Here is a 22660-nt window from a genome sequence, read left to right as displayed (position 1 = left end):
CGTTAAGAGCCTCTTTAAGAGAGAGGCTCTATCTTAATAAAATATGATTGTTGATACAGAAAAACGTACCCTTATTTAACTCATTGTGAGTCACTTAAGGGTGCGTTTTTTTCATATTGTATACAACTAAAAGGTGTTTCACCTTATAGATGAAACACCTACCTTACATCATTGCGCCAACACTTAGCGTACAATGACGCCTTCAAGCTCTAATATTTTCATAAATTCACTGACTGCATATTTAAATGAAGATTCATCTACATCGAATTGGAGACTATGGTGCGGATATGTGGTACCTTTTTGTTCATTACCACAGCCTGTTAGGAAGAACGCCCCAGGTAATACTTTTTGATAGTGTGAGAAATCTTCACCGATCATCATGAGTTCTGACTCGCTAAAGCGTAAGTTCATGTCGTTCGCAGCTTGTTTGACGACTTCATAAGATTTCCCGTGATTATGTACGGGGAGATAGCCACGGATATAATCTAAATCATAGGTGATGTCATTAGCGACAGCTAGGCCTTCTAGTAACTTTTCTATCCGTTCAATAATATGTGATTGCACTTCTGTATCAAATGTACGTACTGTACCACGACAAAACGCACTATTTGGGATGACGTTATCAGCATTACCTGCTTGAATCATACCGAATGTAATGACAGCTTGTTTTACTGGATCAATTGTTCGAGAAACAATCTTTTGGGCACTCATGATAAATTCTGCCATGACTACAACTGGATCGATTGTTTCATGTGGTTTCGCACCATGACCGCCTTTGCCGTGGATAGTAATGTTAAATTCATCTGGTGAAGCCATCATTGCACCGGGTTTTGAATTAATCGTACCGGTTGGATAACCAGACCAGAGATGGTTACCGTAAATGCGATCAACGTGACGTAAACAGCCTGTATCTATAATTTCTTGCGCACCGCCAGGCATGACTTCTTCACCGTATTGAAATACAAGTACAACATTACCTTTCAGATATTCTCGATGTGCGTCGATGATTTCAGCTACGGTTAAGAGGATCGCTGTATGACCATCGTGACCACAGGCATGCATGACCCCTTTATTTTGGGAGTGGAAAGGTAAACCAGTCTCCTCTTCGATAGGTAGCGCATCAAAGTCTGCTCGCAATGCGATGGTTGGGCCCTCACCAGAGCCTTCGAACGTTGCGATAATGCCATTACGTGCGATAGGCGCTTGAACCTCACAATTGAGTTTCGATAGTTGATCGATAATATAAGCTGCTGTTTGATGCTCTTCAAAAGAGAGTTCAGGATGTTGGTGTAAGTATCTGCGTATTTGAATTGTTTTTTGTTCTTTTTCCTTGGCGAGTTGAAACCAATCAAACACTGTAAAAGCCCTTCTTTCAACATAATTTAATTTATTATAACACTTTAAACAATGAAGCAATAGGCGATTTATGCTTAAAAATAATTTGAAAGCGCTTAATATTTCGAAAGATATTTGCTTCCCCTGGATATGAAAATAGGTTATGATTGAGAAAAGACAAATCCAAACAAAGGGGAGAGCAAAGTGGTACAAACACTGGACCATTTCTTAACTGAAAATATAAATGCGTTAAAAGAGAATGGCTTGTATAGTGAAATCGATACGATTGAAGGCGCAAATGGACCTAAAATCACTATTGGAGGGAAATCATACGTCAACTTATCATCAAACAATTATCTAGGACTTGCGACAAATGAAGCATTAAAACAAGCGGCGAAAGATGCGATTGATACACACGGTGTAGGCGCGGGTGCTGTTCGCTCAATTAATGGTACATTGGATTTACATGATGAGCTAGAATCTATCTTAGCTGAGTTTAAAGGTACAGAAGCAGCGATTGCGTATCAATCTGGTTTTAACTGTAATATGGCCGCAATTTCAGCTGTGATGAATAAAAACGATGCGATCTTATCAGATGAATTAAATCATGCTTCGATCATTGATGGTTGTCGCTTATCTAAAGCGAAAATTATCCGTGTGAATCATTCAGATATGGATGACTTACGTCAAAAAGCGAAAGAAGCAGTGGAATCAGGACAATACAATAAAGTGATGTATATCACTGACGGTGTCTTCAGCATGGACGGGGACGTTGCGAAATTACCGGAAATCGTAGAAATTGCTGAAGAATATGGTCTGATTACTTACGTAGATGATGCCCATGGTTCTGGTGTGATGGGTAAAGGTGCAGGTACAGTGAAACACTTTGGCTTACAAGATAAGATTGATTTCCAAATCGGTACATTATCTAAAGCAATTGGTGTTGTAGGTGGATATGTGGCAGGGACACGTCAACTCATTGACTGGCTGAAATCACAGTCACGTCCATTCTTATTCTCTACGTCTTTAGCACCTGGAGATACGAAAGCTATTACAGTTGCGGTAACGAAATTAATGGAATCAACATCACTCCATGATAAATTATGGGATAATGCACAGTATTTAAAAGAAGGACTGTATCAACTTGGCTTTGATATTGGGGTCTCAGAAACACCGATTACGCCTGTAATTATCGGAGACGAGAAAGATACGCAAGCCTTCAGCAAACGACTGAAAGAAGAAGGCGTCTATGTTAAATCCATTGTCTTTCCAACGGTGCCCCGCGGTACAGGACGTGTGCGTAATATGCCTACAGCGGCCCACACGCAAGAGATGTTAGACCGTGCACTAGCTGCTTATGAAAAGGTAGGCAAAGAATTAGGTATTATCTAAACATGGTGTTAAATTATATATAAAGTAAAAGTCTAAAGATAGAAACTTACTTTCACGATATGCATGTGGAATGAAGACTTGATATCTTTAGGCTTTTTTATATACGGAAAACAACTCCACAAACAGGGTCACGTCATTAAGCATTAAGCGAAATTTTTTGTCTAGCAATAGGACTACAATATTAAGGTTTCTACGAGGTATGTGTCTTTACACTTTTTATGTAACGAGCCATAAAAAATTTTAAATTTTTTTGTGTAAAGTGATTTAAAAATAAGCATAAATCTACTATGATAAGGGAGTATTAAAAAAACGTCATGTTTATAGGGTCATTTTAGAGAGGTATATAAAGTAGAAATGAAAGGATGGTGCACTCCCATGGTTGAATTTAGAGAACTTACTATGGCAGATGAGTCACTCTATTGTGATTATGTCAAAGAATGGATAGATAAAAATGAAGTCATAGCTCCAGAAATAACAAATATTACAAACTATCAAAGTTTTGAAGATCTTGTGCATCAGCTTGCAGATAATAAATCACATGACGAAACGGTTGATAATACGACTTTATTCTTAATTGATGATAAACAAATCATCGGGGCAGCAAACATTCGTCATGAATTAACAAACTCATTGAAAACAGAAGGTGGCCATGTTGAAATTGGCGTACGTAACCGTCTACGTGGCAAAGGCTATAAACAAAAAATATTGAAAAAAGCATTAGACTACTTATCACGTATTGATGTTAAAGAAGCACTCCTCACATGTGACGAAGACAATGAAGACACCATAGAAATGATTAAGAAAAATGGTGGCGAAGAGATAGAAGATGCTAAAACTGAAGAAGGTAAAGTAGTTAAACGCTTTTTAATAGAAATTGCATAAAAGGATGTTGTGATGTTTGTACACATCGATATCAAAATAAACGATACGAGGTAACACATTGTTTTAAACGTTAAGAGAAATCAGGTTTAAGGGCAATGTCTGTTACCTCGTATTTTTATATTGGATGGAAGATTTTAAAAACTCGAGGGAGATTTTACAATCAAAACGGCTAGCTGTGTTATACTCGAGTTAATTTAACAAAGGGCGAGGGGGGACGCATATGCATATCGATACAGCCCAGCAACAGAGCTTAGTTAATATGAAAGAAGTAATTCATGAAGTAGCTGAAGCATTACAAGCGTATTCAGAGGGACAGACGCAAAATCCAATCCGATATGCTTTGGATTTTAATCAGGAGAATCGTTACTTGGTCATGCCAGCACTATCAGACACGTTACAGGTTGCCGGGGTTAAAGTGGTCTCTGTCGTGCCACAAAATACGAAGCAAGGAAAACCTGCTATCAATGGGACTGTCATTTTAACGGATTACGATACAGGGGAGACGTTAGCGACACTAGATGCTGCGTATTTAACAAAAATACGGACAGGTGCGATTTCAGGTGTGGCCACTCAATATTTTGCGAAACAAGATGCGACGACACTTTCAGTGATAGGAACTGGGGCACAAGCAGAAGGGCTGATCGAAGCGGTTCTCGCAGTGAGACCGATTAAGCGTCTGTTATTGTTTAATCGGACTTATAAAAAAGCTAAGTGGTTTGCCCAAAATATGGAAAAACAACATCCCGAACTTGAGGTCACAGTCTTTAAAGATGTGAATGACGTGTTAGAAGATACAGATATTATCGTGACAGCGACTAATGCCTCTGATCCAGTTTTTGAGGGAGCACTAAAGCCGGGTGTACATCTCAATGCAGTAGGTTCATTTAAACCTGAGATGCAAGAATTACCGACCGCATTAATAAGTGAAGCGGATAAAGTTATTGTAGAAGCTAAAGAAGCAGCATTAGAAGAGACGGGTGACCTACTCAAACCCATTCAACAAGGTGCGTTTTCGGCAGAAGCGTTGCATGGTGAACTCGGTCGAGTGGTCAGCGGCGTATTACCAGGAAGAGAGACAGAACAAGAAGTAACTGTATTTAAGTCCGTCGGTTTGGCAATCGTTGATATTGTGGTTGCTAATTACATTTACAATAAATTGATAGATCAATAATAGATAGTAAAAAGCAAGCATCATAAAAACGCTCAATGCGCGAGAAATACGTGCATTGAGCGTTTTAATATGTGTGATTAAGCGAATAATTGCATTAAGCCTCCGACTAAGCTAAAGCCCATAGCTAGGATGGCATAAACAATCGCTAAAATGATGGATGCTTTACCAGATAAGCGGCTTGTCGCATATAATATGATAAATACTACATAGGTATTAACAAGATTGACTAAATTAACTGAAGCGAGTCCCTGATTACCTTTATCGAAGATGTTCAAACTGCTTATGTCATAATCTAACAAATCAATGCCTGCGATAAATTGAATAAGACTTACGATTAAAGTAACGATTAATGTAATCATTTTAAAGCTACATGCTGCTGAAAAGATACTACTTGCTTTCGTTTCAGATTTAACAATTTTTGTAATAATCAAAATCACGACAAAGGTTAATAATAAAGAAAAAAGCGCACCTATTGGTGACATATAAATCATAATGTTTTTTGCATTTCTAATATTGAATCATCAAGGCTTGCACTTGTCCCTACGAGTTCTGCTGATTCTTTAGCTTGTCTTGCAAAATCCGTATTGTTCCCATTAATAAAACCAATTACTAGAGATACTACAATAATTAAAAGAAATTTTACTAACCACTTCGGACGCTCTCTAAGTTGGTCAAAATGATCATATAATGGCAATTTAGAATGTTCCACGATGTGCCTCCTCTATATCTTTTTCTTTAATATATCACATCTAGTTTGCAATTACCATTTTATATATAATTTATTTTAATTGGCCAGTTTTTATTGCTTGTTGTATATAACTAATTGCCTCGTTGACTGCACCTTTCTCAGTTTCACTCAACTCAATTGGGAAACGATGCTCGATGCCTTCACGTGTAACAAGGGTAGGTAAACTCATAGCACACGCATCTGTATCATAATCTCCATTCAGTAAAGCAGTCACTGGTAAAATCGTATGTTCATCGAGCACAATGTGGCGTGTGAGCGCGACTGCCGCTTTTGAAATGGCTGTATTCGTCCAACCTTTTTGTTGTAGCACATCAAATGCAACTTTATCGATTTGTGCTGTTATAGTCGTTTGATCAATGGGGTCACATTCCATGAGCGATTCAAATTCTTTAATTGGCATACCAAAGATTGTAACTTTGCTCCAAACTGGGACCGCATTTTTCCCATGTTCACCAATGACAAAGGCATGCACACTTTTAGGATCGATACCATAATGATTGGCAATCAACGTTTTAAAACGCGCACTTTCTAATAATGTGCCAGTGCCCATGATTTGATGTTTCGGATAATACACTGCAGTGGAAGCAATATAAGTCATCGCATCTACAGGGTTAGAGATAAAGATAATGATTGCATCTTGTGTGACACTCGCAATGCGTTGCATGAGGTCAGCCATCAATTTGCCATTTTCTTCAGCGAGTAACACACGATCGGACATCATTGCATTCATAGGTGTACTTGCCGTGACGATAATCACAGCAGGATCACTTAAATCTTGATAATCTCCCACACTTATTTTGACGTGATTGCTGTCATCAAAACCTTGAGCATGTTGATGGTCTAGAACTTCTCCTCGCGCAAGTTTCTCGTTAGTATCAATCACAACAATTTCAGAAAATAAATTTTGGTATTGAATGTCAGTTAAAATTTGACTCCCTACTTTTCCAATACCGATCAGACCTAATTTCATATGCGGACCCTCTTTCCTTGAACAATATATACTTTAAAATTTATCAGACTTTTCAGTTTAAATAAATGATTTTTAGCAAAGCTGTAAATTTTTTCGTAAATCATGTGATTGAATTCACAAATACGTCAAAATCATATCATTTTATACAGATTCTTATTACATCATAAGTATTTATAGTAATACAAATTCACTTTTAGGTACCTATATATGAATTAAAGTAATGGTTTTAATTATAACTATGTATTTTATTGATAGGTCTAATTATCATAAAATAAGAATTGAAAGAGATACATCGGTATGCATTATTCTCACGTAACGGTGTATGAATGATTACGGAATAACAAGCTTAAATAGAAAGAATGAGGTGGATACAATGAGTGAACATGCAAATAAAGTCGTATTAATCGGGGATGGCGCTGTGGGTTCAAGCTACGCATTTTCTGTCGTCGTCCAAGGCGTGGCTGACGAGTTGGTCATCATTGATTTAGCAAAAGATAAAACGGTGGCAGATGCGAAAGATTTAAACCATGGGGCTCCGTATGGCATGTCATCGATTCATGTGAAAGCGGGAGACTACGTTGATTGTCACGATGCGGATATTGTCGTGCTAACTGCAGGTGCTGCGCAAAACAAGGAGAAACACGTTTGCAGTTAGTCGAACGCAATACGAAGATCATTAAAGGCATTGTTTCAGACGTGATGGCAAGTGGGTTTGACGGTATCTTTATCGTGGCATCTAACCCTGTCGATATACTTACACAAGTGACTCAAACAGTTTCAGGCCTTCCTGCTTCACGTGTGATTGGTTCAGGTACAATCTTAGATACAGCACGCTTTAAATATGCGTTAGGACAAGAATTTGGAGTGGCACCTTCGAGCGTTGAAGCAATGATTATGGGTGAACATGGTGACTCAGAACTCGCAGTTTGGTCGCAAGCTACAATCGCAGGTTTACCGATAGAAAAATTACTTGAAAATGATTCAAAACGTACGCATTTAAAACAAAAACTATTTGAAGAAACACGTGATGCGGCATACGAAATCATTAAAGTGAAAGGCTCTACCAGTTATGGTATAGCGATGGGACTGTTAGAAATCACCAAAGCGATTCTTTACAACCAAAATAAAGTTTTAATGGTCTCCAGCAAATTAAACGGTGCATTTGGACATGATGATGTATACATTGGCGTAGTACCTACAGTAGTGAATCGACAAGGTGCAGCCAAAGTGATAGAAACACCACTAGCTGAATCAGAACAAACACAATTCGATCATTCCGTAAAAGTATTACAAGACACATTCCAAGATATTAAAACGTTAGTATGAGCAGTTTGAATTTCAGTCAAACAATCTCAGTGAGCAGGGCAGCGATACAGTCCTGCTCTTTTTTTATGCAACTATTCATTTTCACAGAAACCTAAGTTACAGGACGCTACCATCAAGATAATTCACAAAGTACATAAATAGTTATTGCTAAAAGTAGCCAAAACCAATAAAAACAGATGCAAAATGTTCGTTCTATATATACAAGAAAGCGCTTTTATATTATAATACCTATGAAAATAAACACATTGTTTACACGGGAAATACAATGAACGTATAAGTAGGACGAGGGAGAGATAAACATGAAGCGAATCATGATTACAGGGGCATTAGGTCAAATTGGAACCGAACTTGTGATTAAATGTAGAGAGATTTATGGAAATGATAATGTGCTTGCGACAGATATCCGAGAACCTGAAGCAGGTACAATGGTAGCTGATGGACCTTTTGAAGTGTTAGATGTGACGAATAAAGATCAAATGGAAACATTAGTAGAACAATTTAAACCTGATACTTTCATGCATATGGCAGCACTTTTATCTGCAACGGCTGAAAAAGATCCAATGTTTGCGTGGGAATTAAATATGGGTGGTTTATTGAACGCATTAGAAATTGCTAGAGCATACGACTTACAGTTCTTTACACCAAGTTCTATCGGTGCTTTCGGACCTTCTACACCTAAAGTGAGCACACCTCAATTGACAATACAACGCCCGACTTCCATGTACGGTATTAATAAAGTTGCTGGTGAATTGTTATGTCAATATTACTTTGAACACTTTGGCGCAGATACACGTAGCGTGCGCTTTCCAGGACTTATTTCATACGTCAAAGAACCCGGTGGTGGTACGACAGACTATGCGTGTGAAATTTATTTTGAAGCGGTTAAAAATGGTACATACACAAGCTATATCGCCAAAGATACCTTCATGGATATGATGTATATGGATGATGCGACTAATGCGATTATTAAATTAATGGAAGCAGACGGTGCGAAATTAGTGCATCGTAATGCTTATAATCTCAGCGGTATGAGCGTAGAACCTGAGATGATTAAACAATCTATCCAAGAACATTATCCTGATTTTACTATTGAATATGATGTCGATCCTGACAGACAAGCGATTGCTGACAGTTGGCCAAATAATATCGATACTAGCTGTGCGAGTGCCGAATGGGAATTTGAACCGCAATATGATTTAGCACGTATGACGCGCACAATGTTACAGGGAATCGCAGAACAACAAAATCAATCAACAAAATAAGCAGCTCAAACGTAGCGTAAATATCGTTTATGCTAGACCGAGACATGGGTTAAATATAATGGTAGGAATTAAGGCTAGGCATCACGGAACTGACATCGTGTTAATGATTCCACAAGCTTTGGTTCAAGCACTACTAACACCTAAATCCATCGTCTTTGGTCTATTTTTTATGGATGTAGCGTGCGTATAAAAGAGGACGGTAGTCGTATTAAAATAAAACTTCCTGAGATATAACAGCGCATAGAATCATTTGAAAGATGGTAGAATATAAGCGTATGCTAAGAAGGTGAATGCGGTGGCGCTTAGTAAGAATAACGATGTGATTACTGTTTAAATTTTCCGAAAATTATTGAACCACCCCATTGAGATTGCTATAATGAAAAGTAATACATTCATATAGAACTGAGGAGGAATTCGTCTTGGCTGAAAATGTAAAATTTGTAGAACGTGAACAACTCAAAGAAAAACCGGATCCATCTGATTTAGGCTTCGGGCAATATTTCACTGATTATATGTTGAGTTATGAATATGATAGTGAACAAGGCTGGCATGACTTAAAAATCGTCCCTTATGGACCTATTGAAATGTCTCCAGCTTCTCAAGGTATCCACTATGGTCAATCTGTCTTCGAAGGATTGAAGGCTTATAAACATAATGGAGAGGTCGTATTATTCCGTCCTGATCAAAACTTCAAACGTATTAACGATTCATTAGAACGTTTAGAAATGCCTAAAATTGATGAAGACGTATTGCTCGATGGCTTAAAACAACTCATCGATAAAGAACGTGACTGGGTTCCAGAAGGCGAAGGACAATCTTTATACATTCGTCCATTCGTCTTTGCGACTGAAGGTGTCTTAGGTGTACGTGCCTCTAATACGTATCAATTATTAATTATTTTATCTCCATCAGGTTCATACTATGGTGGTGATTCATTAAAACCAACAAAAATTTATGTTGAAGATGAATATGTCCGTGCCGTTCGTGGCGGTGTAGGTTACGCGAAAGTCGCAGGTAACTACGCAGCAAGCTTATTAGCTCAAACTAATGCAAACCAACTCGGTTATGACCAAGTACTTTGGCTAGACGGTGTTGAACGTAAATACGTAGAAGAAGTAGGAAGCATGAACATCTTCTTCGTTGAAAATGGTAAACTCGTCACACCAAAATTAAACGGCAGTATCTTACCAGGTATTACACGTAAATCAATCATTGCACTTGCAAAAGAACTCGGTTACGAAGTAGAAGAACGCCGTATTTCTATTGACGAGTTAGTAGAAGCACATCAACGCGGTGAGTTAACTGAAGTCTTTGGCTCAGGTACAGCTGCCGTGATCTCTCCTGTCGGTGTTTTAAGATATAATGGTAAAGATTATGTCATCAACAACAATGAAACAGGTGAAATCACACAAGAATTGTATGATAAATATATCGGTATTCAAAGCGGCGAATTAGACGATCCACAAGGCTGGAGAGTTGTCGTTCCGCATTATGAATAATGTAAGCAATGACTAAAATAAGACAGGTTTAATATTGAATCCACAGTTGTATTCAATAACATACGCCTGACCACAGCAATAGAGCAGAGATACGGAGCTCAGGTAATGTCCTCAGTTCTGTGTTTCTGCTTATTTTACTTGTTAGACTCAAACGCATAGTAGCATGCTAAAATAAAAAGTAATCAATTTAAGCAAAATCTAAAAAAGTAAGGTGTGAGCGATGTGATTCAATGGGTACTTTTTGATAAAGATGGGACATTGATCGAATTTGACCAAAGTTGGATGAAGATAGGGCTCCAACTCGTGGATGACTTTATCGATGCCTATCGTGAAGAAATCAGAGATCCTGAAGCGGTTTACCACGCATTTGGTGTGAAAGATGGCGAGATTCAACCAGGTTCCATTTTAGCTTCAGGGGCATTGAAAGAGATGATGGTCACATTTAACCAGCAAGTCGCAGAAGATGTGACGCCATGGGTAGAAGCACGTAGTCAAACGTTAGTGGATGAGCGTGTACCAGAAAATAAATGGGTTGAAGGCATGCAAAATACTTTAGATACACTTAGAAAACAGGGTTACAAGTTAGCAATTGTGACGAGTGATTCCAAAAAAGGTGTCGATCAATTTCTCGATCATACGGGCACGGCATCTTACTTTGATGTAGTTATCTCTACTGAAGCGAATGCCGTAGAAAAACCGGATCCAGCAGTGCTCGAGCCATTATTTAATTATGACGATGTGAAGCCTGAAACCGTCGTTATCGTAGGAGATACGCCGAATGATATTCAAACAGGAATCAACGCACAGTTAGGTATGACGGTTGGCGTGTTAACGGGTGTGGGTTCAACCGAAGATCTCAATCATGCATATCATGTGATTGAGACGGCGAATGAACTCGTGTCACTATTAAATACCAAAGCATAATAAGGATAAGTAAATTTATTAGGAGAAGGTGTAAAGATGATTGAGGGCACGTATGCAGTCTACCGTGGTTTAACATGTAAAGTCATTGCACATACAGGGAATGAAGTCGAAGTTGTCACTGATGTTTCAGCGGACATCGCGGAACAACTCGGTTTTGAACCAAGTGAGGTACAACATGAACCTCAAGTTATGTACCACAAATGGATTCCACTCGATGATATCGATGAACTATATGAATTGAAACAAGAAGCACGATACCGAGGCACCGTATTTGATTTATTTTATGACAATGGGACGCCAATGATTGGTACAGATGAAGCGGATAAGGCAACAGCGTTTGGGTTAACCGAAGTGCATTCAAATTATTATAGTAAAGCTGTGAAAGAGGACGAAATAGAGAAGATCATTTTCCATCATGATTTAAAATGAACCGATGACGCACGTAAGCACAGCAAAGTTAACGGGTTAAGCGTCATGATATAAATGAAGGCTGGGGTGACAATGATTGATCACTCCAGCCTTCATTTGGATTTTCGATATATTGAATTTAAACGGGATTAACGTGGATCTGTTTGACGTGCTGTTTCAATCACGTGTTTAATCTTTTCAATGACATGATCGAGTGAATCTGGTTGTTCATAGAGATCGTATTCATTGATATTAACACGTACGACAGGACAAGCATTAAAATCGCTAATCCATTGATTATATCGGTCGAATAATTTCTTCCAATATTCTGGGTCAGTATCGATTTCCATTTGGCGACCCCGTGCTTTGATGCGTTCGATGACTTCCTCGTAGTCACATTCTAAGAATACGAGCACATCTGGTTTTGGGAAGTACGGTGTCATGACCATAGCGTCAAAGAGATTCGCATACGTTTCGTAATCTTCTTTTGTCATCGTACCTTGCTCTTCATGCATTTTCGCGAAGATATCCACGTCTTCATAAATAGAGCGGTCTTGGACAAAGCCACCGCCGTATTCAAACATTCTTTTTTGTTCTTTAAAGCGTTCTGCTAGAAAATAAATTTGTAAATGGAAGCTCCAACGTTCGAAATCCGCATAAAATTTATCCAAATAAGGATTATGATCTACGTTTTCGAATGATGTTCTAAAATTAAGTCGTTCAGCAAGTGCTTGTGTGAGCGAAGACTTACCGACACCGACTGTCCCTGCAATGGTAATTACCGCATCTTGTGGAATACCATAGTTATTCATCTTGTGTACCTCCAATCATGGGATCTACTAAATTGAGTATCATTTGATAATCTTCTGAGTTACCTACGAAATCGAGATTTGTTGTATCGATACGAATGACGTTCGCACCTTCTGATTTCAACTCGTTATAATAACGATTGTAAGCGTGTTGTAGTTGTAGTAAATAATCGTCTTCAATTTGGTGTTCGAAGCTACGATTACGTTGAGCAATGCGTTGTTGTAGCACAGAAAGATCTGCATCTAAAAAGATTATCATATTTGGCATTTCTAAGTCTTCAGTTAGGATGTCATAAATCCGTGAAAACTTACTATATTCGTCTGTTGTCAGGGTATTATGTGCAAAAATTTTATTTTTATAGATATGGTAATCGCTAACGATGTCTGTCGTCATGTGTTGAAGATCTTGGAATTGTTTATAGCGATTACATAAGAAGAACATTTCGGTTTGAAAACTCCACTTCGAAATATCATCGTAAAAGTCCGATAAAAAGGGGTTTTCATCCACAATTTCATTTTCTTCATGAAAGCCATAGGTCTGGCTCAATTTGTGGGCTAACGATGTTTTACCAACACCAATCGGCCCTTCAACTGCGATAAATGTTTTTTTCATATTCATTGCTCCAATGTTAAAATAGACATAATGTATTTTACCATATGTGAGGTGAAGACACATGACAAGTGATGCGTTTTATATGGAAAAAGCCATCGCCGAAGCACACAAAGCAGAGCGGATAGGCGAAGTGCCAATCGGTGCCGTAATTGTGAAAGAAAACGTAATTATTGCGCGGGCCCATAATTTAAGAGAATATCTACAAGATCCAACTGCACACGCCGAACATATTGCGATACAACGTGCTGCAGAAGCTGTAGGGAGCTGGCGACTGGAAGATTGTACGTTATATGTCACACTAGAGCCTTGCCCCATGTGCGCAGGTGCTATTGTGATGAGCCGCATTCCGAGAGTGGTTTTCGGATCTAGAGATCCCAAAGGGGGTTGTGCGGGAAGCATTATCGACTTACTTCAACAGCCGAAGTTTAATCACCGCGCGGAGGTGACTGAAGGTGTGCTCGAAACAGAATGCGCACAGTTGTTAACACAGTTTTTTAGAAAGATTAGAGAACGGAAGAAAAACCGTCGATCAGCGGGGAGTACAGGACGTTAAATATTTGTTAAAATAAGTTTGTGTTACGAAATTTTGACTGTGGAAGTAATACAACTTGCTTTTAAAAAGTGTGAAATGAGGGATCTTATGATTAAGTTAATCGCATCAGATATGGATGGGACGTTGCTTAATGCATCACATGAAATATCTGAAGAAAATATAGCTGCAATTCAACACGCGCAATCACTTGGCATTACAGTGGTTATCGCGACGGGACGCGCATTCTATGAAGCGAATGAACCCGTGGGAAAAGCTGGACTGAAAATGCCTTACATATGTCTCAACGGGGCAGAAGTTCGAGATGAAACGTACAATATTTTAAATACATCACATTTAAACAATGCGTTAATCAATAAAATTACGCAAGCGTTAAATGAAGAGGATATTTATTATCAAGTCTATACCAACTTAGGTATTTATACTGAAGATCCACAAAGAGATTTGGATATCTATATCGATATCGCAGAACAAGGCGGACAAGAAGCAAATGTCGAAAAGATTAAAACGGGTATACAAGAACGTATCGATAATGGTTCGCTTAAAGTAGTAGATAATTACGATGACATTGGCAAGGTACCAGGGGAAATTGTGATGAAAATTTTAGCGTTCGACGGCAATTTAGAAAAAATTGAACGTGTCAGTGCCAAGTTAGCACAATCACCTAATTTAGCGATTTCTTCATCTTCACGCGGCAATATCGAGATTACGCATTCAGATGCACAAAAAGGGAACGCTTTAGAAATGATTGCAGAACAACTCAATATTGATATGAAAGATGTATTAGCAGTTGGAGATAATTTAAACGATCTATCCATGTTATCACGTGTTGGCTATCCGGTCGCAATGCAAAATGCGATTGATGAATTGAAAGAGATCGCCATTCACATCACTGATACGAATGAACAAAGTGGTGTAGGAAAAGCTATTGAACACTTTATTAAAGCAGAGAACATAAATTCATAAGAGGTGAAAGGATAATGAAAGGACTCATTATTGTTGGGAGTGCGAAAGTAGATTCACACACCAAAGGTTTAGCACGTTACTTACAAGGACGTTTTAAAGATCATGAAATGGAAGCGGAAATCTTTGATTTAGCAGATCGTCCGATTCATCAACTAGATGTTTCAGGGGCTTCAGAACCACCAGAAACCTATCAACAGAATTTAACAGATTTACGTGAAAAAGCAAGAGAAGCTGATTTCTTTGTACTCGGTACACCGAACTATCACGGCTCTTTTTCAGGTATCTTAAAAAATGCGTTAGACCACTTAACAATGGATGATTTTAAAATGAAACCCGTTGGCTTAGTCGGTAATAGTGGAGGTATCGTAAGTGCAGAACCACTTTCTCATCTACGTTTAATCGTTCGTACATTACTAGGTATCGCGGTACCAACTCAAATCGCGACACACGACAGCGACTTCGAACAATTAGACGACGGTTCTTATTATTTAAATAATGACGAGTTCCAATTAAGAGCTAAATTATTTGTAGATCAAATCGTGTCATTTGCGCAAAATAGTCCATACGAACATTTGAAATAATTAAGCTAAAATATAAAAGACAGCTAGCTAGAAAGGTTGATATAGCTTATTTCTTTGGTTGAGTAAAATGGCTATTCTAACCTCATAGCTAACTGTCTTTTTTATGTCTTATTCCGCTAATGCAACATCTTTAACTATCTGCTCATATTGTTCTAGTGCACGACCAATCTCTTGTAAATCAATGTCATAAAGGTAGATTCGACGTTCGTCATCGTTGTCTCTTTGTTTTTTGAAAAAACCTAAACTGATTAAGTTATTTAATTGCGCTGAAATTGGCGTATTTTTATTTTGTAATAAGTTTTTCAAGTCGATCACATCGATTTTGACTTGATTTAACTGTTTAATTTTATTGAGTAGAATAATCTCCATAATAGATAAACTTAAATTTTGCTTCACTATCTTCTTGATTAAATTTCTTTTTTCTTCATAAACTATAATATTCATCATTCATCACCACTATAAAATTTTTTAACATTATATTTGAGTGTTAGCTTTGCTCATTCATAAGAGACATATGTTGCAATCTCTGTAACAGTGCTTGATCTATATACAGAGTCCGTTGTGCACACATTAAATGTGTTGTAAGGAATGTACGAGGTGAACAATGCATCACGTCTTCAAAGTGCTTCGAAAAAGCTTTCTCAGACGTGTAATGGTATTGTCGCCACAGTTGTTTTAACGGTTTACCGTCAGATAAATCAAATACTGCTCGGTGAATTTTAGTCGTTTTAAGATATGATTTTAATGAAACATGCATCACATCACTAAATTGTCGGGACAAATAGCTATTATTAACATAGAATTGACGTGCGATCATCTGACATGTTGAAATACGCTCAGCGTCGCGGTTTATGTAGTGAATAACATCTTGGATGAGTGTAGAAGCATACGTTAATGCTGTGAGTTCTCCCATTCGCACAGCTTGAATATGTCTACATAATAGTTGAATCGTTGTATGAATGTGCTTAATGTCCGATTGATTTAATGCGAAAATGCTGTGAAGAAACGCTTGTTTCAAAGATACAGTAGATTTTGTATTTTCAGATAACGATGGTGTAGCGAAACAATATTTATAATATATTGTTTGATTAAACGATAAGCATAGTAACTGACAAGCATGAGATAATAATTGAATTTGGTCATACTCAAATACAGCAAGCACTTCACCTGCTTTGAGATTGACCATTTTATTATTTTTCATTATTGTACAGTTTCCAGATACGACAAAATAGACATATACATGATAGGGCGCTTTTAATACATGAAGTGCGTCGGTCGCATGATATGACTTTAAGTCGAAACCGATGACGTTATCTCTCATACTCAAAACGTTCCTTTTTAAAATCCATAGTCATTTGTTCTTAATTTAAAATGAATAAAGCTTACTATCAAATAATAATTAATTGTATAGAAAGCATTGTAATATAGAATGCGCAGGTTGAATATGTCATTTATTTACTAAAACAAGTTAAAAATTTAAAATTTTAAATCTTAATAAATACAGGGCTACAGTTTTTTTAATAATCTATTAAAAAATGTGATAAGACTCAATTTGGACGTATTTCCTGTCGTAAACCTTATAGTTTTGAGCAATCTATGACGATTCATGTATTCATTTTAAATATCTGAAGCGTAAGTATCTGTTGCATAGAAAAAAACGCTAAGACATAAAAATAAGCTACCGAAAGGGTGATTAAACCATCTTTCGATAGCTTGAATAAATCTAATTAATTGATTAAATGGAGTGTTCAAGGTTTTCTATATTTTAATTTTGCAAATGCATCATGTTGGTGAATAGATTCTTCATTACGACACTCGATGTCGAAACCGTCTAACCAATCAAATTCTACTAAATCTGCAGCGATTAAACGAATTAAGTCTTCAACGAAACGTGGATTTTCATAGGCGCGTTCAGTCACGCTTTTTTCATCCGGACGTTTCAAAATAGGATATAAGATTGAGCTTGCATTCGCTTCCATCGCATCTAAGATTAATTCTTTATAGTTCTCGTCGAGGTCGACATCTTTGTTGAGGTAAGTTTTTACAGTGACAATACCACGTTGGTTATGTGCAGAGTATTCACTTATTTCTTTAGAACAAGGACATAAAGTAGTGACGGCTGCTTGTATCGTTAATTCTTTACGTGTTGTTGTTTCGCCTTCGATGGCTAAGCCATATGTGACTTCAGCATGTCCTAATGCTTTAATATTTGTTTTAGGACTGTAGCGATCATAGAACCACGTACCCGATACATCAACACCTGCCGCATTTTGGTTCATTCGTTCTTGTAAACTGCGTAAGACTTGGTATAAAGAATCAAATTCGAGTTTGATTCCGTTATCATAATGTTTCTCAACACTTTCTAAAATACGACTCATGTTAATTCCTTTTTCGTCTTGATTTAATCTTGTTGAGAAACTAAAGTCTCCTGCTGTTTGAAAACCATCAATCAATACAGGGTATGTTAAATTTTTAATACCGACTTCTTCAATTTCGAACAAATAATTTTTATGTGTGCCTTGAAGATCTGCCATTTTATCTTTTGTCGTTGGTTTTGTGCCTTCGATTGGGTCAACAGAACCGAAATGTTTCCATCTGCCTTCCCGTGTAGATAAATCATATTCAGTCATGCTATTGCCTCCACTTAAGATTCAAAGTTATAAGTCCAATAAGGTTCTACTTCTAAAAAGCTTTGCGCCTGACCAGAAATTTCTGGTGATCCCAACTGTGCTAAAAAGGAACCTGTTTGGGATGCGTGCGCTTTAAACGTGCGTAATTTAACCTCTTTATAATCACTGATCTCGTTTACAATATCTGGATCTCCTAATTTTTCAGGAGCATCATTACTAAAGGCGACAAGTTGTAATCGCGGACGTTCTTCAGCTGGCATACGTCCGACTGTACGAACTACAGCCTCAGCTGTTGCCTCATGATCTGGATGCACAGCGAATTTCGGATAGAAAGAAATAATGACGGAAGGGTTAAGTTCATCAATGAGCGACTTAACCATGCCATCCATCTTAGCATGGGGTTCAAATTCTACTGTCTTATCACGGAGGCCCATCTTACGTAAATCGGTAATGCCCATTTCTTTACAAGCTGCTTCTAATTCTTTCTCACGTACATCAGGTAACGACTCACGTGTCGCAATCGGAGGATCACCTAAATTACGAGCCATTTGACCTAATGTTAAGCAAGCATAAGTGACCGGTACACCTTGGTCAATATAATGTGCAATCGTTCCAGCTGAAGAAAATGTCTCATCATCCGGATGCGGAAAAATAACTAACACATGTCTTTCATCATTCATCTTTGTGTCCTCCTTACGCTCTGAACGGTTTCGTGCTCAACTCTAAAGTGGCAGCCAACTGTCCCTCATAATTAAATCCAGCCAATAAAAACTCATTCGCTTCATTGACCTCGTAATGCGTTAAACCTTGGACATACACCCAACCTTGATCCGCAAGTTTCAAACCAACTCTAAATGGATCTTTCTCGCCACCTTTAAGCTGAGCATGTTCAATGGTTACTTCGATGTTTCTTAAAAAAGTACTCGCATTAAATACACGTTCATCAAAATGGCTCGCATATGCGCCATTTGTAGTCTCTACGTGTAAGTACACTTTTTGATTTTCGTATGATGTCAATAATTCTTGTACTTGGGTTGGTTGTATTGGTTCCAATTTTTTCCCTCCTAATAGTTACCTTGTGAGTAACGTTCGCATCCGTTGTCGTCATTTCGCTTCATTGCGCATTTACGGGTAGTAAACTTGCTGTTTCAGCTCAAACGCCTCCTAGGCTGACAAACGCGATCACAGCGGTAACACGATTAAGCTAAAATCGCTCGCATTCAGTGTCGACTTGCTGTCTCATTGTGCATTTACGCTGAGTAAACTTACGGCTTCGACAGCCTCGTCTTCTAGACTGGCAAGCGTTATCATTAAGGCAGTCAGTGCGTGATACTAACCTTGTGACAAGCGTTTACATCCGTTGTCGATTTGTCGCTTCATTGCGCATTTACGGGTAGTAAACTTGCTGCTTCAGCTCAAACGCCTCCTAGGCTGACAAACGCGATCACACCGGTAACACGATTAAGCTAAAATCGCTCGCATTCAGCGTCGACTTGCTGTCTCATTGTGCATTTACTTCCAGTAAATTAACACTTGTGATAGCCTCATTTACCTTTTGAACTGTACATGTACGAATGGCGTTAGAACAGCCATGCTGCGGTTAAACAAACGTTTCATGATTTTTTATATTAGATTACGCACATTTCATGTGCCTTGCTGTAACGTTACGTTGATTCATTGTGAATTGGGTTAAGCGTTTTCACTAAAATATTAATATACCATATTTTGATGCTTAATTCATGTTGCATTCAAGAAAATATTAAATTCGTTTCTATTTATTTAATTAAAATAAGTAATTATCTGAGCTTAAAATCATATGAATGATCGTTTTAAACAATGCAATGAGAGAGAAGTACATACGGTTTGATGCATCCTGAGGTGAATGTCATACATCATATTTTAAAATGAAATATTTCAGCTCCCCAATTCATGTTTATAGGGTTGTTAATAAAAATAACTATTCCTTTATTTTACTAAAAACGTCACAAAAAATGTATATCTATGCTCAATATAGAGATAAATTATAAAAGATTTACCTACGTTATGAAGTGAATAATAAAAAAGTGAATTTTATTATACTCACTTCTCAAATAAAGGAACAGTTCAGTGTTTATTTAAATTATACCAGTAACCTTGATAGATGAATAACGCTTCGGGTTGAGCCTGTATATGTGGGTGAATGAAATAGAATTTAACGAAGATTTCATGTGCCTGTTAACAAAAATTAAATATTGCGGATTATAGTAGAGCATGTAGACATTAGGGAGCACTTATCACATGTGTTAAGATGAAATTGTTTCTAGCGTAAAGAATGAACGGGGCCAGCACAGCGTAGCCTTAAGGAGGAGATCATGATGAAGATTACAAATTTAGGTACAGCAGCACGTGCCTCTTTCTATGTTGCTTGTGAATTATATAAAGAGATTCTTGTGCAACCATCTGCTAAACTAGGCCTAGCTACAGGCGGTACGATGGAACACGTGTATAGTGAATTAGTTAATTTACTCGTAAAAAATGATTTAGACGTTTCAAATATAGAAACATTTAATCTAGATGAATATATCGGTTTATCTGCCGAACATAAAGAAAGTTATCACTATTATATGCAACACCATTTGTTTAGTCAGTATCCACACTTTGATCAATCCAAACTGCATATCCCCGATGGCAAAGCAACTGATTTAGATCAAGAAGTGCGGGACTATGAGCAGCGTATTCAACAACAAGGTCCTATAGATATTCAATTATTAGGTATTGGGGAAAATGGCCATATCGGATTTAATGAGCCAGGTACAGACATGCATAGTCAAACACATGTGGTTGATTTAACGGAAAGTACAATCAAAGCGAACAGCTATTATTTTGATAATGAATCAGAGGTGCCAAGACAAGCCATCTCTATGGGAATTTCTACGATTTTAAAAGCGAAACGCATCATTTTACTCGCTTTTGGAGAACGAAAACGTGAAGCCATCACACAGCTCTTGGATGGAAAAGTAGATCCAGCGGTACCAGCAACGATATTAAATGCGCATCCTAATGTTGAAATTTATGTGGATGACGATGCAGCACCACAATAAAATGCCTTATTTTCGAAACTGAGTCAACAGGTCCTTCGTGTTTAAATCTATTGGAGAAGGGTAAAAATTTATTGGTACGTACTTAAGCTGATTTGTATAAAGCTTAAGTGGCTTTTGATAAGATGATTTATAACGAAAATTCGAAACGAAGGGAAGATATATTTTGGAATTACAATTAGCTATTGATTTATTAAATAAAGAAGAAGCAGCAGAATTAGCAAATAAAGTGAAAGATTATGTAGATATTGTTGAAATTGGTACTCCAATCGTAATCAATGAAGGTTTACCAGCAGTTCAACACTTAAACGACAACATTGATGGCGTAAAAGTTTTAGCTGACCTTAAAATCATGGATGCAGCTGACTACGAAGTAAGCCAAGCCGTTAAATTTGGTGCAGATGTTGTTACAATCCTTGGTGTTGCTGAAGATGCTTCAATCAAAGCTGCCGTTGAAGAAGCACACAAAAACGGTAAAGAATTATTAGTAGATATGATCGCTGTTCAAGACTTAGAAACTCGTGCTAAAGAATTAGACGAAATGGGTGCTGACTATATCGCAGTACACACTGGTTATGACTTACAAGCACAAGGTGTTTCTCCATTAGATAGCTTGAAAACAGTTAAATCAGTAATCAAAAATTCTAAAGTAGCAGTAGCTGGTGGTATTAAACCAGATACAATCGAAGAAGTAGCTGCTGAAAACCCTGATCTCGTAATTGTTGGTGGCGGTATCGCAAACGCTGATGATCCAGTAGAAGCTGCTAAACAATGTAAAGCTGCAGTCGAAGGTAAATAAGATGGCAGAACAAGCGAATTATCGTTTAATCTTAGACGAACTTGATAACACACTTTCTCAAGTTTCAGATGATGCGGCACATGCATTTTTAGCAAAAGTTGAAAATGCGAAAAACATTTTTGTAGCTGGGAAAGGTCGTTCAGGCTTCGTTGCAAACGGCTTTGCGATGCGATTAAACCAACTTGGTAAATCAGCACATGTTATCGGCGAATCAACTACACCTTCTATTGCAGAAGGCGATTTATTCATCGTTATTTCAGGTTCAGGCTCAACTGAGCATTTACGCTTATTAGCTGAAAAAGCGAAAAAACTGAACGCTGAAGTTGCATTATTAACAACAAAACCGGATTCAGCTATCGGGGAATATGCAGACAGTGCGATTGAATTACCTGCAGGCACAAAACACGATGCAGAAGGTTCAGAACAACCATTAGGTAGTCTATTTGAACAATCTGCACAAATCTTCTTAGATAGCATGGTTATTGATCTCATGAAATTATTAGATATCGATGAAACAGCTATGCAAAACAACCACGCTAATCTAGAATAGTAAACACACACTTAAATTGAATTGATAGTTTTATTTCCTCCATTTATTGAAGCGGTGATGCCGTTTTGATAAGTGGAGGTTTTGTTATGCAATAAAAGTGGAATGAGGTATGACCTGATCTACATCTATCATGTTTGAAGTGGCTATAAGAGGATATTTTAATACAAC

The 22660-nt window shown here is 37.7% G+C and carries 25 protein-coding genes and 1 pseudogene; 15 read left to right on the top strand and 11 right to left on the bottom strand.

Annotated features, from left to right (window positions below; translation table 11 throughout):
* Window positions 1–183: 183 nt before the first annotated feature.
* On the bottom strand, window positions 184–1356 hold the full coding sequence (locus tag ACSBRB_RS07745; RefSeq protein WP_435032323.1) for a M20 family metallopeptidase: 1173 nt from the start codon (window positions 1354–1356) through the stop codon (window positions 184–186).
* 183 nt (window positions 1357–1539) lie between these two features.
* Here ACSBRB_RS07745 and ACSBRB_RS07740 point away from each other — a divergent pair, with 183 nt between their 5' ends.
* The 3 genes from ACSBRB_RS07740 (at window position 1540) to ACSBRB_RS07730 (ending at window position 4780) form a co-directional block, all read left to right on the top strand.
* The gene (locus ACSBRB_RS07740; RefSeq protein ID WP_435032322.1) at window positions 1540–2727 is read left to right on the top strand and encodes a glycine C-acetyltransferase; all 1188 of its coding nucleotides are present in this window, start codon (window positions 1540–1542) and stop codon (window positions 2725–2727) included.
* A 375-nt stretch (window positions 2728–3102) separates the two neighbouring features.
* Window positions 3103–3609, top strand: coding sequence for a GNAT family N-acetyltransferase (locus ACSBRB_RS07735; RefSeq protein ID WP_435032321.1), 507 nt, complete (start codon window positions 3103–3105; stop codon window positions 3607–3609).
* 220 nt (window positions 3610–3829) lie between these two features.
* Window positions 3830–4780, top strand: coding sequence for an ornithine cyclodeaminase family protein (locus tag ACSBRB_RS07730; protein ID WP_435032320.1), 951 nt, complete (start codon window positions 3830–3832; stop codon window positions 4778–4780).
* Window positions 4781–4857: 77 nt separating this feature from the next.
* Here the strand turns inward: ACSBRB_RS07730 and ACSBRB_RS07725 are convergent, their stop codons facing one another.
* The 3 genes from ACSBRB_RS07725 to ACSBRB_RS07715 form a co-directional block, all read right to left on the bottom strand.
* On the bottom strand, window positions 4858–5271 hold the full coding sequence (locus ACSBRB_RS07725; protein ID WP_435032319.1) for a hypothetical protein: 414 nt from the start codon (window positions 5269–5271) through the stop codon (window positions 4858–4860).
* Entirely contained in the window at window positions 5268–5489 is a 222-nt protein-coding gene (locus ACSBRB_RS07720; RefSeq protein ID WP_435032318.1) for a hypothetical protein, read from the bottom strand. The genes ACSBRB_RS07725 and ACSBRB_RS07720 overlap by 4 nt, the downstream gene beginning before the upstream one ends.
* Window positions 5490–5559: 70 nt before the next feature.
* Window positions 5560–6498, bottom strand: coding sequence for a lactate/malate family dehydrogenase (locus tag ACSBRB_RS07715; RefSeq protein WP_435032317.1), 939 nt, complete (start codon window positions 6496–6498; stop codon window positions 5560–5562).
* A gap of 373 nt (window positions 6499–6871) precedes the next feature.
* On the opposite strand from ACSBRB_RS07715, the pseudogene ACSBRB_RS07710 reads away from it, so the two are divergent.
* From ACSBRB_RS07710 to ACSBRB_RS07685, 6 genes and pseudogenes are all read left to right on the top strand, one after another.
* Window positions 6872–7824, top strand: a pseudogene (locus tag ACSBRB_RS07710) (L-lactate dehydrogenase).
* 299 nt (window positions 7825–8123) lie between these two features.
* Window positions 8124–9086, top strand: a complete 963-nt coding sequence (locus tag ACSBRB_RS07705) for an NAD-dependent epimerase/dehydratase family protein (RefSeq protein WP_435032316.1) — start codon at window positions 8124–8126, stop codon at window positions 9084–9086.
* A gap of 58 nt (window positions 9087–9144) precedes the next feature.
* The gene (locus tag ACSBRB_RS07700; RefSeq protein WP_435032315.1) at window positions 9145–9276 is read left to right on the top strand and encodes a hypothetical protein; all 132 of its coding nucleotides are present in this window, start codon (window positions 9145–9147) and stop codon (window positions 9274–9276) included.
* A gap of 229 nt (window positions 9277–9505) precedes the next feature.
* Entirely contained in the window at window positions 9506–10585 is a 1080-nt protein-coding gene (locus ACSBRB_RS07695; protein ID WP_435032314.1) for a branched-chain amino acid aminotransferase, read from the top strand.
* Between the two features lie 225 nt (window positions 10586–10810).
* Window positions 10811–11509 (top strand): HAD family hydrolase, encoded by a 699-nt coding sequence (locus ACSBRB_RS07690; RefSeq protein ID WP_435032354.1) that lies wholly within the window; start codon window positions 10811–10813, stop codon window positions 11507–11509.
* A 36-nt stretch (window positions 11510–11545) separates the two neighbouring features.
* On the top strand, window positions 11546–11938 hold the full coding sequence (locus tag ACSBRB_RS07685; protein ID WP_435032313.1) for a hypothetical protein: 393 nt from the start codon (window positions 11546–11548) through the stop codon (window positions 11936–11938).
* Window positions 11939–12066: 128 nt separating this feature from the next.
* Here ACSBRB_RS07685 and ACSBRB_RS07680 read toward each other — a convergent pair whose 3' ends face one another.
* Both ACSBRB_RS07680 and ACSBRB_RS07675 read right to left on the bottom strand, forming a co-directional pair.
* Window positions 12067–12729, bottom strand: a complete 663-nt coding sequence (locus ACSBRB_RS07680; protein WP_107392609.1) for a deoxynucleoside kinase — start codon at window positions 12727–12729, stop codon at window positions 12067–12069.
* Window positions 12722–13339 (bottom strand): deoxynucleoside kinase, encoded by a 618-nt coding sequence (locus tag ACSBRB_RS07675; RefSeq protein ID WP_435032312.1) that lies wholly within the window; start codon window positions 13337–13339, stop codon window positions 12722–12724. The genes ACSBRB_RS07680 and ACSBRB_RS07675 overlap by 8 nt, the downstream gene beginning before the upstream one ends.
* Before the next feature lie 61 nt (window positions 13340–13400).
* Here ACSBRB_RS07675 and tadA point away from each other — a divergent pair, with 61 nt between their 5' ends.
* The 3 genes from tadA (at window position 13401) to ACSBRB_RS07660 (ending at window position 15436) form a co-directional block, all read left to right on the top strand.
* The gene (tadA, locus tag ACSBRB_RS07670; RefSeq protein WP_435032311.1) at window positions 13401–13892 is read left to right on the top strand and encodes a tRNA adenosine(34) deaminase TadA; all 492 of its coding nucleotides are present in this window, start codon (window positions 13401–13403) and stop codon (window positions 13890–13892) included.
* A gap of 87 nt (window positions 13893–13979) precedes the next feature.
* Window positions 13980–14855, top strand: a complete 876-nt coding sequence (locus tag ACSBRB_RS07665; RefSeq protein ID WP_435032310.1) for a Cof-type HAD-IIB family hydrolase — start codon at window positions 13980–13982, stop codon at window positions 14853–14855.
* 14 nt (window positions 14856–14869) lie between these two features.
* Window positions 14870–15436 carry an NADPH-dependent FMN reductase gene (locus ACSBRB_RS07660; protein WP_059107379.1) on the top strand — a complete coding sequence of 189 codons (567 nt, stop codon included), beginning with the start codon at window positions 14870–14872 and terminating at the stop codon, window positions 15434–15436.
* Between the two features lie 108 nt (window positions 15437–15544).
* Here ACSBRB_RS07660 and ACSBRB_RS07655 read toward each other — a convergent pair whose 3' ends face one another.
* From ACSBRB_RS07655 to ACSBRB_RS07635, 5 genes are all read right to left on the bottom strand, one after another.
* The gene (locus ACSBRB_RS07655) at window positions 15545–15880 is read right to left on the bottom strand and encodes a transcriptional regulator, SarA/Rot family (protein ID WP_059107380.1); all 336 of its coding nucleotides are present in this window, start codon (window positions 15878–15880) and stop codon (window positions 15545–15547) included.
* A 43-nt stretch (window positions 15881–15923) separates the two neighbouring features.
* Window positions 15924–16757, bottom strand: coding sequence for a helix-turn-helix domain-containing protein (locus tag ACSBRB_RS07650; protein ID WP_435032309.1), 834 nt, complete (start codon window positions 16755–16757; stop codon window positions 15924–15926).
* Between the two features lie 427 nt (window positions 16758–17184).
* The gene (gene folE2 / locus ACSBRB_RS07645; protein WP_435032308.1) at window positions 17185–18066 is read right to left on the bottom strand and encodes a GTP cyclohydrolase FolE2; all 882 of its coding nucleotides are present in this window, start codon (window positions 18064–18066) and stop codon (window positions 17185–17187) included.
* Window positions 18067–18080: 14 nt separating this feature from the next.
* Window positions 18081–18746, bottom strand: coding sequence for a bacillithiol biosynthesis deacetylase BshB2 (gene bshB2, locus ACSBRB_RS07640; RefSeq protein ID WP_435032307.1), 666 nt, complete (start codon window positions 18744–18746; stop codon window positions 18081–18083).
* A 13-nt stretch (window positions 18747–18759) separates the two neighbouring features.
* Window positions 18760–19119, bottom strand: coding sequence for a YojF family protein (locus ACSBRB_RS07635; protein ID WP_059107384.1), 360 nt, complete (start codon window positions 19117–19119; stop codon window positions 18760–18762).
* 1301 nt (window positions 19120–20420) lie between these two features.
* On the opposite strand from ACSBRB_RS07635, the gene nagB reads away from it, so the two are divergent.
* The 3 genes from nagB (at window position 20421) to hxlB (ending at window position 22492) form a co-directional block, all read left to right on the top strand.
* Window positions 20421–21146 carry a glucosamine-6-phosphate deaminase gene (gene nagB, locus ACSBRB_RS07630; RefSeq protein ID WP_435032353.1) on the top strand — a complete coding sequence of 242 codons (726 nt, stop codon included), beginning with the start codon at window positions 20421–20423 and terminating at the stop codon, window positions 21144–21146.
* A 163-nt stretch (window positions 21147–21309) separates the two neighbouring features.
* Window positions 21310–21942 (top strand): 3-hexulose-6-phosphate synthase, encoded by a 633-nt coding sequence (gene hxlA / locus ACSBRB_RS07625; RefSeq protein ID WP_059107386.1) that lies wholly within the window; start codon window positions 21310–21312, stop codon window positions 21940–21942.
* 1 nt (window position 21943) lies between these two features.
* The gene (gene hxlB, locus ACSBRB_RS07620; protein WP_435032306.1) at window positions 21944–22492 is read left to right on the top strand and encodes a 6-phospho-3-hexuloisomerase; all 549 of its coding nucleotides are present in this window, start codon (window positions 21944–21946) and stop codon (window positions 22490–22492) included.
* Window positions 22493–22660: the final 168 nt, after the last annotated feature.

Origin of the sequence: Staphylococcus auricularis (genome assembly GCF_051172115.1) — a bacterium.
In the GTDB taxonomy this organism is placed as follows: domain Bacteria; phylum Bacillota; class Bacilli; order Staphylococcales; family Staphylococcaceae; genus Staphylococcus; species Staphylococcus auricularis_A.
The sequence above is the reverse complement of the archived record's forward strand: the minus strand, read 5'-3'. Positions and strand labels throughout refer to the sequence as shown.

Excerpts from the sequence above, each read along its gene's own strand:
- bshB2 (WP_435032307.1), bottom strand. The coding sequence starts at position 18,746 with ATGAATGATGAAAGACATGTGTTAGTTATTTTTCCGCATCCGGATGAT.
- ACSBRB_RS07655 (WP_059107380.1), bottom strand. The coding sequence starts at position 15,880 with ATGAATATTATAGTTTATGAAGAAAAAAGAAATTTAATCAAGAAGATA.
- ACSBRB_RS07705 (WP_435032316.1), top strand. The coding sequence starts at position 8,124 with ATGAAGCGAATCATGATTACAGGGGCATTAGGTCAAATTGGAACCGAA.
- ACSBRB_RS07735 (WP_435032321.1), top strand. The coding sequence starts at position 3,103 with ATGGTTGAATTTAGAGAACTTACTATGGCAGATGAGTCACTCTATTGT.
- ACSBRB_RS07660 (WP_059107379.1), top strand. The coding sequence starts at position 14,870 with ATGAAAGGACTCATTATTGTTGGGAGTGCGAAAGTAGATTCACACACC.
- folE2 (WP_435032308.1), bottom strand. The coding sequence starts at position 18,066 with ATGACTGAATATGATTTATCTACACGGGAAGGCAGATGGAAACATTTC.
- ACSBRB_RS07650 (WP_435032309.1), bottom strand. The coding sequence starts at position 16,757 with ATGAGAGATAACGTCATCGGTTTCGACTTAAAGTCATATCATGCGACC.
- ACSBRB_RS07665 (WP_435032310.1), top strand. The coding sequence starts at position 13,980 with ATGATTAAGTTAATCGCATCAGATATGGATGGGACGTTGCTTAATGCA.
- ACSBRB_RS07700 (WP_435032315.1), top strand. The coding sequence starts at position 9,145 with ATGGTAGGAATTAAGGCTAGGCATCACGGAACTGACATCGTGTTAATG.
- ACSBRB_RS07680 (WP_107392609.1), bottom strand. The coding sequence starts at position 12,729 with ATGAATAACTATGGTATTCCACAAGATGCGGTAATTACCATTGCAGGG.
- tadA (WP_435032311.1), top strand. The coding sequence starts at position 13,401 with ATGACAAGTGATGCGTTTTATATGGAAAAAGCCATCGCCGAAGCACAC.
- nagB (WP_435032353.1), top strand. The coding sequence starts at position 20,421 with ATGAAGATTACAAATTTAGGTACAGCAGCACGTGCCTCTTTCTATGTT.
- ACSBRB_RS07725 (WP_435032319.1), bottom strand. The coding sequence starts at position 5,271 with ATGATTTATATGTCACCAATAGGTGCGCTTTTTTCTTTATTATTAACC.
- ACSBRB_RS07730 (WP_435032320.1), top strand. The coding sequence starts at position 3,830 with ATGCATATCGATACAGCCCAGCAACAGAGCTTAGTTAATATGAAAGAA.
- ACSBRB_RS07685 (WP_435032313.1), top strand. The coding sequence starts at position 11,546 with ATGATTGAGGGCACGTATGCAGTCTACCGTGGTTTAACATGTAAAGTC.
- ACSBRB_RS07675 (WP_435032312.1), bottom strand. The coding sequence starts at position 13,339 with ATGAAAAAAACATTTATCGCAGTTGAAGGGCCGATTGGTGTTGGTAAA.
- ACSBRB_RS07715 (WP_435032317.1), bottom strand. The coding sequence starts at position 6,498 with ATGAAATTAGGTCTGATCGGTATTGGAAAAGTAGGGAGTCAAATTTTA.
- hxlB (WP_435032306.1), top strand. The coding sequence starts at position 21,944 with ATGGCAGAACAAGCGAATTATCGTTTAATCTTAGACGAACTTGATAAC.